Raw genomic sequence first — 13,036 nt, 5'->3', positions numbered from 1 at the left:
GCCGTAGGGTTGGCGGCTTCGCCGCCGACGCGGTGATGGTTGGCCGCAAGATCATTCGGCGCGATGTTGGCGCCGATAACAATCACCGCGTCGGCGGCATAGCCGCCAACCCAACGTGGTTCAAATCTCTTCGTACAGCGGCAGCGTGAGGAACTCGGCAAACGTCTCCGAGGTCGACATCTCCTCGAAAATCACGGCCGCACGATCGTAGCTCGCATGCGTCCCGTCGGCCGCCACTTCCTTTACCTTCACCAGTTCTTCCGGAATCATCGCCCGCACCATGTCGGCCGTGACCTTGCGGCCATCTTCCAGCACGCCCTTCGACGACCGGATCCACTGCCACACCTGCGAGCGGCTGATCTCGGCCGTCGCCGCATCTTCCATCAGGTTGTGGATCGGCACGCAGCCATTACCGGCCAGCCAGGCGCCCAGGTAGTGGATGCCCACATTGATGTTGTAGCGCAGGCCGGCCTCGGTGATCGGCGTTTCGGGCTTGAAGTCGAGCAGTTGCGCCGCCGTCACCTCGACGTCCGGGCGCTGCTTCTCGAACTGGTTCGGCTTGTCGCCCAGCACCTTGGTGAATTCTTCCATCGCCAGCCCGACCAGGCCGGGATGCGCGACCCAGCCACCGTCGTAACCGTCGGTCGCATCGCGCGCCTTGTCGGTGCGCACGCCGCCCATCGCGATCTCGTTCTTCTCGGGATCGTTCTTGATCGGGATCAGCGCCGCCATGCCGCCGATCGCCGGCGCACCGCGCCGGTGGCAGGTCTTGAGCAGCAGCAGCGCGTAGGCGCGCATGAAGGGCGCCGTCATCGTCACCTTGGCGCGGTCGGCCAGGCAGAAGTCGGTGTCGAGCTTGAACTTCTTGATGCACGAAAAAATATAATCCCAGCGCCCGGCGTTCAGGCCGGCGCTGTGCTCGCGCAGCTCGTACAGGATCTCGTCCATCTCGAAGGCAGCCAGGATGGTCTCGATCAGCACCGTCGCCTTGATCGTGCCCTGCGGCAGGCCCAGTTCGTCTTGCGTCATCACGAAGATGTCGTTCCACAGGCGCGCCTCGAGATGCGATTCCAGCTTTGGCAGGTAGAAGTATGGCCCGGCGCCGCGCGCCAGCAACTCCCTGGCATTGTGGACCATGAACAGCGCGAAATCGACGATGCCGCCCGACACACGCTGGCCGTCGACCAGGATGTGCTTCTCGTCGAGGTGCCAGCCGCGCGGTCGCACGAGCAGGGTCGCGACCTTGTCGTTGAGCTTGTAGGATTTACCGTTCTGCTCGAGCGAAATCGTATTGCGGATCGCATCGAACAGATTGACCTGCCCCTGGACCTGATTGTCCCAATTCGGCGTATTCGAATCCTCGAAGTCCGTCATATAGGCGTCGGCGCCCGAATTGAGCGCATTGATGACCATCTTGCGCTCGACCGGGCCGGTGATTTCCACGCGCCGGCACGCCAGGGCCGCCGGGATCGGTGCGATACGCCAGTCGCCGTCGCGGATATGGGCGGTAGCGGGCAAGAAGTCGGGACGCTCGCCGGCATCGAGCCGGCCTGCCCGCTCGGCCCGCGCAGCCAGCAATTCCTGGCGCTTTGCAGCAAAGGCGCGCGACAGCTTCGCCACGAGTTCGAGCGCGTCAGGCGTGAGGATGGTCTCGTAGCCGGGCTTGATCTCGCCCGTGATTTCCATGCCTGCGGGGATGGTGATGGACATATCGACTCCTGGGTGTATTGAAGAATGCGTGCGACGCCCGCCCCGCTCGCGCGCGGCTTGGCGTTTGTCTTTGCATCAAGTATATTCACTTGAATAGGGCTAAACCATACAAATTCTCACAGCATCCGTGTGTTTTTGTATCAAATAAGAAGCGGGAACGGGCAAGACCATGGGCAAATTTACCCAGATGTCGACGTTTGTCGAGGTGGTGGCGCGCGGCAGCCTGTCCGCGGCGGCGCGCGCCGAAGGCATTGCGCCGGCCATGATCGGGCGCCGGCTCGATGCCCTCGAGGCCAGGCTCGGGGTCAAGCTGCTGCAGCGCACGACGCGGCGGCTGGTCCTGACCGACGAGGGCATGGCCTTCCTGGAAGATTGCCAGCGCATCCTGGGCGAGGTCAACGACGCCGAATCGGCCATTGCGGAGCACAGCATGCGCGCCTCCGGTCACCTGACGGTGTCGGCCCCGGCCGGCTTCGGCCGCCAGCACGTGGCGCCGCTGCTGCCGTCCTTCCTGGCCGAGCACCGCGAGGTGACGCTCAACCTCAACCTGAGCGACCGCGTGATCGACCTGGTGGCCGAGGGCGTGGACGTGGCGATCCGCATCGCGAGCCTCGACGATTCGAGCCTGGTCGGCGTGAAACTGGCCGACAACCGGCGCGTGGTGGTGGCTTCCCCGGCCTACCTGAAGCGCCACGGGCGGCCACGCGACCTGACCGACCTGGCGCGCCACAACTGCCTGCCGATCAGCAGCGAAGGCAGCCAGCGCGGCTGGACCTTTTTGAACGACAACAAGCCGGTCACGCTGAAGGTGAGCGGCAATATGGTGTGCAACGACGGCGCCGTGCTGCATGCCTGGGCGCTGGCCGGCAAGGGCCTGGCCTGGCGCTCGATGTGGGAAGTCGGCGGCCAGATCGCCAGCGGCGAACTGTGCACCGTACTGGACGAGTACGCAGCGCCCGGCAACGATATCCACGCCGTGTTCGCCCAGCGCCGCCACCTGCCGCTGCGCATCCGCGCCTTCGTCGACTTCTTGCGGCGCAGCTATGCGGCGCCGGACTGCTGGCGCCACCGCTGACCCCATGCCTGGCCGGTGGGTCCGGAGCGTAGGGACGAAAAAAATCCCCGCAATCGGCGGGGATTTTTTATCTCGTAAAGCCCTGAGGCTATTACAGAGGCTGGATGTTCGAGGCTTGCTTGCCCTTAGGGCCGGTAGTCACGTCGAACGAGACGCGCTGGTTCTCCTGCAGCGACTTGAAGCCGTTGCTCTGGATAGCCGAGAAGTGCGCGAACAGATCTTCGCCGCCTTCATCAGGGGTGATGAAGCCGAAGCCCTTCGAGTCATTGAACCATTTAACGATGCCAGTTGCCATTACAATTTCCTATTTCGGTTAGTTGGGCTTGCGCCCGTTTCAGATCGTTTGAAGAAGCAAGAAAGAAATGACAGACAGACTGCACTACTACCTCGAACCCAACGATCCCGTATTATACCGAATAAATCCGCCGCGCACCTCTGTTCGTTAAATAAAAAACCGTCAGATTGCAACGATTCCAAAAATCAATAGATTAGAGGGCGAAGCGCTTTTAATCGGTACGAGGGAAAATATAGGCGTAAGGCCGGCGCAAATGTTTGCGATGAATCAAATTCCGCTCTACCGGAAGTTTGCGCATGCGGCTTGCGTAAGGCCGCGCTGCCCCCGGCGCCAGTATGTGCTCACGAGAGCGATTTTGGATCGCGGCGCGCGGCGCAAATGTATTCGTCGAGCTCCGCGCGCCAGGCTTGCCATTCCGTGGCGCCCACCACATCGAAGGCGCGCAGCACGCGCAGGCGCTGCTCCAGCAGGCGCGCATGATGGCCCAGGCCGCGAAAACCGAAGGTCGCCGCCGAGCCGGCCAACGTATGCAGCATGGCCTGCAGCTCGCCAGCCGCCGGCGCGATGTCGAAGGCGGGCTCGCCGGCGCTGCCCAGCTGCTGCGACAACCCCGCCAGCTGCTCGAGCGTGGATGGCAGCCTGGCCGCGAACTTCTCGTTCAGTTCGGCGAGGCGCGCGAAGAACTGCTGGTCGGCCGGCTGCACGGTTGCCATCGGCGCCTACTTGGTGCCGAAGATGCGGTCGCCCGCATCGCCCAGGCCCGGGACGATATAGGCATCCTGGTCAAGGTGCGAATCGAGGGCGGCGACGTACAGCTTGACGTTCGGGTGCGCGTCCTGGACTACCTGCACGCCTTCGGGTGCGGCCACCAGCGCCAGGAACAGGATCTGCTCGTCCGGCACGCCGCGCTTCTTGAGCACGTCGATCGCATGCACCGCCGAATTGCCGGTAGCGACCATCGGATCGCACAGGATGAAGGTTCGGTCGGTCGTATCCGGCAGGCGTACCAGGTATTCCACAGGCTCGTGGGTGGCCGGGTCGCGGAACACGCCGATGTGACCCACGCGCGCCGACGGCACCAGTTCCAGCAGGCCATCGCTCATGCCGATGCCGGCGCGCAAGATCGGCACCACGGCCAGCTTCTTGCCTGCGATCACCGGTGCATCGATCGTCACCAGCGGGGTCTGGATCGCGCGCGTGGTCAGCGGCAGGTCGCGCGTTATCTCGTACCCCATCAGCAGCGTGATCTCGCGCAGCAGTTCGCGGAAGGTGCGGGTCGACGTATCGTGCTCGCGCATATGCGACAGCTTGTGCTGGATCAGCGGGTGGTTCAGGATGTACAGGTTCGGGAAGCGCGGGTCTTGTTTCATGGCGGAATTCAAGTTGATTCTGTGTAAAGCTGGCAAGCGCGCATTATCCCAGCCATGCGGCCGTTTGTCCCGGTTTGCACAAGAAAAAAATCAGCGTTCATGACATCGGCAAGGCGCGCGCCAGGATCGCCCCAAAGTCGACCTCCGCCGGCAAGCGCCCATAGGCGCCGCCCACCGGCCGCTCGATGCGCGAGCGCAGGAAGGCCTGGCCCACGAACGGCGGCGCATGAACCAGCAACAGCGCGGCCTGCAGCGCCACCACGATCTGCTCGGCCAGCAGGCGCGCGCCCGATTCGTCCCCCACCCGGCCGGCCAGGCCGTCCAGCAGCGTCGCCGCGTGGGCGTCGAAGCGCGCATCGAGCGCGGCCGCCGGCGCCAGTTCGGCCGCCAGCACCGCGCGCGCCGCATCCGGCGACCTGGCACACGCGCGCAGCAGGTCCAGGCACATGATATTGCCCGAGCCTTCCCAGATCGAGTTGACCGGCAGCTCGCGGTACAGCCGCGCCAGCGGACCGTCCTCGACATAGCCGTTGCCGCCCATGACTTCCATCGCTTCCGCGCCGAAGCCGGGGCCGCGCTTGCAGATCCAGTACTTCCCGGCCGCCGTCAGGATGCGCCCCAGCAGCGCCTGGGCCGGGTCGTTTCCCTCGTCGAAGCAGCGCGCCAGGCGCAGCGCAAAGGCGGTGGCGGCTTCGGATTCGAGCGCCAGGTCGGCCAGCACGTTGCGCATCAGGGGCTGGTCGGCCAGCGGGCGGCCGAAAGCCATGCGCCCGCGCGCATGGTGCAGCGCGTGGCACAGGGCGGCACGCATGATGCCGGCGCTGCCCAGCACGCAATCGAGCCGGGTATGGCTGCCCATCTCGAGGATGGTCGGGATGCCGCGCCCCGGCGCGCCGATCATCCAGCCCAGCGCGCCGCAGAACTCGACCTCGGACGAGGCGTTCGAACGGTTGCCCAGCTTGTCCTTCAGGCGCTGCACGCGCACCGCGTTGCAACGGCCGTCGTCGAGGAAGCGCGGCACCAGGAAGCAGCTCAATCCTTCCGCAGCCCGGTCGCCGCCGGCCTGTTCGCAGCGGGCCAGCACCAGGTGGGCGTCGGCCTGCGGCACCGAATAAAACCATTTATGGCCGACGATGCGCCAGGCGCCCTCGCCCGCTGCCCCTGCCTGGCCGGGCAGGAGCGGCGTGGCGCGCGTGGTATTGGCGCGCACGTCGGAGCCGCCCTGCTTCTCGGTCATGCCCATGCCGACCAGGGCGCCGCGCTTCTGCGCGACCGGCAGTGGCCGCGGATCGTAGTCGCGCGCCAGGAGCTTGGGCAGCCATGTCGCGGCCAGGGCAGGCGCCCGGCGCAGCGCCGGCACCGCGGCATAGGTCATGGTGAGCGGGCACTGGACGCCGTTCTCGGCCTGGCCGACCAGCAGGTACTGGGCGGCGCGCGCCACCTGCGCGCCGGGCCGCGGATCGCTCCACGGCGCCGCGTGCGCGCCGGCGCCGACAAGCATCGTCATCAGGGCATGCCAGGCCGGATGGAATTCAAGCTCGTCGATGCGGCGCCCGGCGCGGTCGTGCGACGCCAGGGTCGGGCCGTGCAGGTTGGCCAGGCGCGCCAGCTCCTGGACTTCGCTGCTGCCGAGCCGGGCGCCGAGCGCCTCCAGCTGCGGCGCGGCCCAGCCGCCGCCCTCACGCAGCAGCGCCTCTTGCAGGGCCGGATCGCAGGCATACAGGTTCACATCGGTAAACGGCGGCGCCTGGTTCTCTACCTCGTGGGTAGCGTATGCATCCATGATCTCTCCTCTACGCATATCTGCCTATTGCAGAATGTTGCACTGCGGCACCATAATTGCACTCTTCTATGTCACGACGAGAAAGAATCGGCGACAATGCTGGTAGCAATGATGTCTTTACAAACTTGAACGGCCGACAAGAAGAGTAGCGCCAGCATGCAGGTCGAGCAAGCAGAGCGCAGACGCAAACAATCGCGAAATCCTCCGATGACTTGTGCTTTCTAATGCCTTACGGAACTTTTCAGTGATACAGTCGCCACTGGTTTGATAGACTTGCACGGATTCACATGTGACATTGGCATGACGTGCACGTGCCGTAACAAGAAAGCTCCTAAACAACATGCACACCAGTTCCCCAGCCGCGCCCTCGCCCCAGTCGGCCGCCGCGCCCGCGCTGCCTGCGGCGCTGCTCGACGGCTTGCTGGAGACGGCCGGCGACGCCGTGTTCCGCGTCACGCCGGAAGGCGCGATCCACGCGGCCGGCACGCGCGCGCAGCGCCTGTGGGGATTCGAGCCCGGTTGCTCGCTGGTGGCGCTGGTGCATGAGATCGACCAGCCGGCGCTGCACAATGCGCTGGCGGCGGCGGCCGGCGGCCACGAGGCGGTGCTGGTCGAGACCCGCTTCCGCTCGGGCGAGCGCGACCTGTGGTTCGAGCTCAGGATTGCGCACCTGCCTACCGGCGACGCCGCGCCGCTGCTGGTCATCGGCCGCGACATGTCGGTCCAGCACGCGACCGAAGAGCGGCTGCGCCATATGGCGACCCACGACGCGCTCACCGAACTGCCAAACCGGGTGCTGTTGTCGGACCGGATCCGGATGGTGATCGCCAACGCGCGCCGCTCCGGCCATGGTTTCGCCGTCGCCGCGATCGGCATCGACGGCTTCAAGAAGGTCAACGACGGCCTGGGGCACCCGCTGGGCGACACCGTGCTGCAGATGGCGGCCGGGCGCCTGCGCCGCACCTTGCGCGACAGCGACACGCTGGCGCGGGTCGGCGGCGACGAATTCGTCGCGGTGCTGCCGGGGACGTTTACCGAGGCCCAGATCAAGCTCGTCACCGGGCGCCTGATGGCCACCATGCAGTCGCCGTTCGAGGCCGGCGGCCACACGATCTATCTTGGCGCCTCGATCGGCGTGGCCGTCTATCCCGACCATGCCGAGGACGAGGTGCGCCTGGTCACCCTGGCCGACGCCGCACTGTCGCGCGCCAAGGAGACCGGCAAGGGCCGCGCCGTCGTCTACAGCCCCAGCGACCAGGGCCCGCCCGAGCACGACATCTCGCTCGAGGCGGCGATGTTCGCCGCCATCCGCGAGGGCGAATTCCTGCTCTACTACCAGCCGATCGTCAATGCCCGCAGTCGCATCATCGAGGGCTTCGAGACCCTGATGCGCTGGAAGCACCCGACCCTGGGCATGGTGCCGCCGGTGCGCTTCATCCCGATCGCCGAGAACAACGGCCTGATCAACCTGCTCGGCGCCTGGGCCCTGAAGGCGGCCTGCATGCAGATCCGCCAGTTCCAGGAAGTCGCCGGGCGCGAGCTGTACATCTCGGTCAACATCAGCCCGCGCCAGTTCCGCAGCGACCGCTTCCTGACGGTGCTCGACGATGCGCTGGCGCTGTCCGGCCTCGATGGCCGCCAACTGGTGCTCGAGATCACCGAGGGCACGCTGATGGTCGACCCGGCGCACGCCGAAGACATCCTGGCGAGCATGGTCGAACGCCATGCGCGCATCGCGATCGACGACTTCGGCACCGGCTACTCGTCGCTGGCCTATCTGAAGCGCTTCCCGATCTCGGTGCTCAAGATCGACCGCGCCTTCGTGAAGGACCTGCCGGCCTCGAACAAGGACGCGGCCATCTGCAACGCCATCCTCGACCTGGCCGGCCACCTCTCGCTGTCGGTCGTGGCCGAGGGCGTCGAGACCGAGGAACAGCTGGCCTGGCTGGACGACCAGGGCTGCCACTATGTGCAGGGCTACCTGACGGGCAAGCCGATGCCGGCCAACGTGGCCGTCACGGCGCTCAAGGAAAACCTCTATACCGCTCTTCTGCCGGCCGACCACCGGTCAGGAAAATCATGACCACACAAGCACCCACCCCGCGCTCGGCGAAGTCGCAAGCCACCCTCGCCCTGCTGTGGGAGCGCATCCGGCGCCAGGGCGACATGCCGGGCTTCACCAAGGCGATCAACGCCATCCTGGCTTCGATGCGCGGCGAGGACGAGCGCGACTTCTCGATGACGCAGACGGTGCTGTCCGATCCGGTCCTGACCCAGAAGGTGCTGCGCCTGGCCAACAGCAGCATGTATTCGGCCTTCGGCCAGCACGTCAATACCATCTCGAAGGCGGTGCTGGTGCTGGGCACCGAGACCATCGGCCACCTGGCGCTGGGCCTGAAACTGATCGAGGAACTGAGCCGCAGCACGCCGGACACCGAGGCCGCCCACATCGAGATGGAAAAGGCGGTACTGGCCGGGATGGTGGCGCAGCAGCTGGCGGCCGACGTCCATTCGCGCGACCCGGAAGAAGCCGTGGTGTGCTCGATCCTGCACTCGCTGGGGCGCATGATGCTGACCTTCTACATGCCGGAACGCTGGACCAGGATGCGCGAGACGGCCGGTGCAGGGCGCGAGGAAAGCGCGGCGCTCGAGGTGCTCGGGCTGTCGCTGGAGGAAGTGGGCCGCGCCACCGCCGCCCACTGGGGCCTGCCGCGCAACCTGGTGGCCGGCATGCGCCGGGTGGAACCGGGCGAGCGCTTCGAGGGCTTCGGCCACGAGGACTGGCTGGCGGCGCTGGGCAGCATGTCGACCCAGGCCGCCGATGCGCTGTGGGCCGACGACGCCGCCGGCGCCGAGCGGGTCGCGCAACTTGCCGAAAGCTTCGCGCCGATGCTGGGCCTGGCGCCAGCCGGCATCCTGGCCTCGATCGACAAGGCCAAGGTGGAGGCGGCGTCCGACCTGTCGATCGCGCCGCTGGCCAAGCCGCAGGAAAAGCGCGCCCAGCAGGCCGCGGCGACCAGGAAGCGCATCGCCGGTAACAAGATCCTGATGAGCGGCGTGGCCGATATGCGCGACGCCGGCAGCAATGCCACCGCCGGCCAGATGATCTCGATCGCGCTCGAGACGATGCACAAGGGGCTGTCGTTTACCCGCTCGTTCGCATTCTTGCGCAACCGTCGCGAAGGCCGCTATTCGGCCCGACTGGGCCTGGGCGAGGACGTCAAGGCCATGCTGCCGCACCTGGCCTTCGACGATGCCTACGAGCCGAACGTGTTCCACGCCGCGCTGGGCAGCGACCGCGTGATCTTCATCGAGAACGCGCAGGACAGCAAGTTCGCGAGCAAGCTGCCGGGCTGGTGGAAAGGCACGCTGGCCGAGGCGCGCTGCTTTGTAGTGATCCCGTTATCGGCGCACGGCCAGCCCGCGGGCTTCATCTATGGCGACTGGGACGACACCTTCCCCCAGGTGATCCTGAGCCAGACCGAGTTCTCGCTCCTGAACGACCTGCGCGCACTGGTCGTGCGCACGGTCGAGAGGCGGCATCAGATGGAAGCGATCGTGACGCGGGCCTGATCCCGGGCCCGGTACGCGGGGTGGACGGCCCTGGCGCCCACCCCGCCATTATTTCAGCTTCGGCGTCGCCACCTGCACGTCGCCGCACTGCGCGCGGTGCATCAGGGCGTGGTCGATCAAGACCAGCGCCAGCATCGCCTCGGCGATCGGCGTGGCGCGGATGCCGACGCAGGGATCGTGGCGGCCGAAGGTCTCGACCGTCGCCGGATTGCCCTCCTTGTCGATCGAGCGGCGCGGCACGCGGATCGACGAAGTCGGCTTGATCGCCAGCGAGACCGTGATGTCCTGGCCGGTCGAGATCCCGCCCAGCACCCCGCCCGCGTGGTTGCCCACGAAGCCACTTTCCGTCAGTTCGTCGCCGTGTTCCGAGCCGCGCTGCGCCACCGAGGCGAAGCCGGCGCCGATCTCGACGCCCTTGACCGCGTTAATCCCCATCATCGCATGGGCGATGTCGGCATCGAGCTTGTCGTAGATCGGCTGGCCCCAGCCGACCGGCACGCCGGTGGCCACGACGTCGATGCGCGCGCCGATCGAGTCGCCGTCGCGGCGCAACTGGTCCATCGCGTCTTCCATCCGCTGCAGCAGGGCCGCGTCGCCGGTGGCGACGAAGAAGGGATTGGCGTGCACGTGTTCCCAGCCTTCGAAGGGCACCTCGATATCGCCCAAGGTCCGCATATAACCCATCAGTTCGGTGCCATATTTCTCGCGCAGCCACTTCCTGGCGACGGCGCCGGCGCCGACTACCGGCGCGGTCAGGCGCGCCGACGAACGGCCGCCGCCGCGCGGATCGCGCACGCCGTATTTATGCCAGTAGGTATAGTCGGCGTGGCCCGGGCGGAAGCTCTCGGCGATATTGCCGTAGTCCTTGCTGCGCTGGTCTTCGTTGCGGATCAGCAGGGCGATCGGGGTGCCGGTGGTCACGCCCTGGTAGACGCCGGACAGGATCTCGACCCGGTCCGCTTCCTGGCGCTGGGTGACGTGACGCGAGGTGCCGGGCTTGCGGCGATCGAGCTCGGGCTGGATGTCGGCCTCGGAGAGGGCCATGCCCGGCGGACAGCCGTCGATGACGCAGCCGATCGCGGGACCGTGCGATTCGCCGAAGGTGGTGACGGAAAACAGCTTGCCAAATGTATTGCCGGACATGGTAGTCAGATTTCGGATTGATCGAATTACCATTTTAACAGGCGATCTGGCAAGCAGAAACGACCATCGCATTATCGACTGTGGCAATTATGTTGCCATGTGGATATATTTTTTTACTACAGCGCTGGATCGTGCCCTTTCCTTTTTACAATTGCATATATACTGAAGTCATCCATGCCGAGCCAACCCTGGAGACGTAGCATATGCCAGCATCGATTACGCCCTCGGGACCATTGAAGGATGACCTCGTGACCGACGCCCTCGTCTTTGCCGACGAAGCCGCCGCCGACTCGCCTTCGCGTCCAGCATGGCGGATCCTGGTGGTCGACGACGATGCCGATGTGCATTCGACCACCACCTTTGCTCTCGGTAATGTCGAGATGCAAGGCCGCCCGCTGGTCTTCCTGCACGCCTATTCCGCCACCGAGGCCTTCGAGGCCCTGGCGCGCGAAGACGATATCGCCGTCGTGTTGCTGGACGTGGTGATGGAAAGAGCCGACGCCGGCCTGCGCCTGGTGCGCCGCATCCGCGACGAACTGGGCCTGCACGACGTGCGCATCATCCTGCGCACCGGCCAGCCCGGCTATGCGCCCGAGATGGACGCCATCCGCGGCTACGACATCAACGATTACCGGACCAAGTCCGAGCTGACCCGCACCAAGCTGTATACGACAGTCGCGACCGCGATCCGCTCCTACCAGCAGATCCGCGCGCTCGAGGCCAACCGCCTGGGCATGGAGCGCATCGTCGCCGCCTGCGCCGAGCTGATGGCCCTGCACGGCGTGCGCGACGTGGCGCTCGGCATCCTGGCCCAGGCCGCGCGCCTGGTCGGCCAGCCGCCGGAGGGCGTACTGTGCACCCGCGACAGCGGCCACGCACGGCCCGAGACCCTGCGCGCGGTCGCCGCGGCCGGCGCCTGCCGCCACCTCGATGGCCGCGAACTGAACGGCCAGTTCGCGCTGGCCGCCGAGCGCACCCTGCTCACGCGCCAGTGCGCGGCCGAGGACGGCCTGCTGAATATGTACTTCCCGGGCAAGGCAGGCCGCGACTTCGTGGCCTGCATCCCGCTCGACCGGCCGATCGACGAGGTCGAGCGGCGCCTGCTGAAGGTCTTCTGCGGCATGGTCGCGGTCTGCCTCGACAACTGCGAGCTGGTCACCCACCTGAACAAATCGGCCTTCCACGACGCGCTCACCGGCCTGCCGAACCGCACCCGCGTGGTCGAGCTGATCGACGCCATCCTGGCCGGCCCGCACCGCGCGTCCTCGGTGCTGGCCCTGGTCGACCTCGACCATTTTGCCGAAACCAACGACGCCCTCGGCCACCATTTCGGCGACCTGCTGCTGGTCGCGGTCGGCCAGCGCTTGAAGTCGCGCCTGGCGCCCGGCCTCGGGATCGGCCGCATCGGCGGCGACATCTTCTGCCTGCTGGGCGAAACCGACGCGGTGCAGCCGACCCAGGTGCAAGCGTTGTTCCGCGAACCGTTCCGGATCGACGGCCAGGACGTGCTGGTATCCGCGACGCTCGGCCTGGTGCGCCTGCAGGAGCACGACGGCAGCGGCGCCGATGCCCTGAAGGACGCCGACATCGCGCTCAAGCGCGCCAAGTCGCAGCAGCGCGCCGGCCACTTCTATTTCTCGCGCAGCATGGGCGTCGAGATCCGCGAGCGGGTGCGCATGATGCACGCGCTGCGCAGCGGCTTCCAGCGCGGCCAGCTATTCCTGCACTACCAGCCGCAGGTCGACCTGGCCACCAACCGCCCGTTCGGCGCCGAAGCCTTGCTGCGCTGGCGCCTGGAAGACGGGCGCATGGTGCCGCCCGACCGCTTCATCCCGATCGCCGAGTATTCGGGCCTGATCGTCGAGATCGGCGAATGGGTGCTGCGCCAGGCTTGCGCCGAACTGATGCGCCTGCGCATGGCCGGCCACCGCGACTTCACGATGTCGGTGAACGTCTCGCAGGTGCAGTTCAGGCATCCGCATTTCCTCGACATGCTGCGCCGCGCGCTCGATGACACCGGCGCGCCGCCCGAATTCATCGAGCTGGAAATCACGGAATCGATGGCGATGGAAGAACCGGCGCTGCTG

10 protein-coding genes are annotated in these 13,036 nt (G+C 66.4%); 4 read left to right on the top strand and 6 right to left on the bottom strand.

Annotated features, from left to right (window positions below; translation table 11 throughout):
* Positions 1–120: 120 nt before the first annotated feature.
* Positions 121–1,710, bottom strand: coding sequence for a malate synthase A (aceB, locus tag E8M83_RS25250; RefSeq protein WP_137176114.1), 1,590 nt, complete (start codon positions 1,708–1,710; stop codon positions 121–123).
* Positions 1,711–1,879: 169 nt separating this feature from the next.
* Here aceB and E8M83_RS25245 point away from each other — a divergent pair, with 169 nt between their 5' ends.
* On the top strand, positions 1,880–2,785 hold the full coding sequence (locus E8M83_RS25245) for a LysR family transcriptional regulator (RefSeq protein ID WP_137176113.1): 906 nt from the start codon (positions 1,880–1,882) through the stop codon (positions 2,783–2,785).
* 91 nt (positions 2,786–2,876) lie between these two features.
* On the opposite strand, the gene E8M83_RS25240 is transcribed toward E8M83_RS25245, so the two are convergent.
* The 4 genes from E8M83_RS25240 to E8M83_RS25225 all read right to left on the bottom strand — a co-directional run bounded on the left by E8M83_RS25240 (position 2,877) and on the right by E8M83_RS25225 (position 6,233).
* Positions 2,877–3,080 (bottom strand): cold-shock protein, encoded by a 204-nt coding sequence (locus E8M83_RS25240; protein ID WP_137176112.1) that lies wholly within the window; start codon positions 3,078–3,080, stop codon positions 2,877–2,879.
* Between the two features lie 341 nt (positions 3,081–3,421).
* Complete coding sequence (locus E8M83_RS25235; protein WP_137176111.1) at positions 3,422–3,793, bottom strand: Hpt domain-containing protein; 372 nt, start codon at positions 3,791–3,793, stop codon at positions 3,422–3,424.
* A gap of 6 nt (positions 3,794–3,799) precedes the next feature.
* Entirely contained in the window at positions 3,800–4,450 is a 651-nt protein-coding gene (gene upp / locus E8M83_RS25230; RefSeq protein WP_137176110.1) for a uracil phosphoribosyltransferase, read from the bottom strand.
* A gap of 97 nt (positions 4,451–4,547) precedes the next feature.
* Positions 4,548–6,233, bottom strand: a complete 1,686-nt coding sequence (locus tag E8M83_RS25225; protein WP_137176109.1) for an isovaleryl-CoA dehydrogenase — start codon at positions 6,231–6,233, stop codon at positions 4,548–4,550.
* 340 nt (positions 6,234–6,573) lie between these two features.
* Between E8M83_RS25225 and E8M83_RS25220 the strand changes: the two genes are divergently transcribed.
* The gene (locus E8M83_RS25220; RefSeq protein WP_137176108.1) at positions 6,574–8,316 is read left to right on the top strand and encodes a bifunctional diguanylate cyclase/phosphodiesterase; all 1,743 of its coding nucleotides are present in this window, start codon (positions 6,574–6,576) and stop codon (positions 8,314–8,316) included.
* Entirely contained in the window at positions 8,313–9,806 is a 1,494-nt protein-coding gene (locus E8M83_RS25215; RefSeq protein ID WP_170976920.1) for an HDOD domain-containing protein, read from the top strand. The genes E8M83_RS25220 and E8M83_RS25215 overlap by 4 nt, the downstream gene beginning before the upstream one ends.
* 48 nt (positions 9,807–9,854) lie before the next feature.
* Here E8M83_RS25215 and aroC read toward each other — a convergent pair whose 3' ends face one another.
* Complete coding sequence (aroC, locus tag E8M83_RS25210; protein ID WP_137176107.1) at positions 9,855–10,949, bottom strand: chorismate synthase; 1,095 nt, start codon at positions 10,947–10,949, stop codon at positions 9,855–9,857.
* A gap of 203 nt (positions 10,950–11,152) precedes the next feature.
* Here aroC and E8M83_RS25205 point away from each other — a divergent pair.
* Positions 11,153–13,036 (top strand): DUF3369 domain-containing protein (locus tag E8M83_RS25205; protein ID WP_137176106.1); only part of this gene is annotated, 1,884 nt, incomplete at its 3' end.

The sequence above is a fragment of the Massilia sp. HP4 genome, assembly GCF_005222695.1.
Classification (GTDB): domain Bacteria; phylum Pseudomonadota; class Gammaproteobacteria; order Burkholderiales; family Burkholderiaceae_D; genus Telluria.
This window is presented reverse-complemented; position numbering and strand designations above follow the sequence as displayed.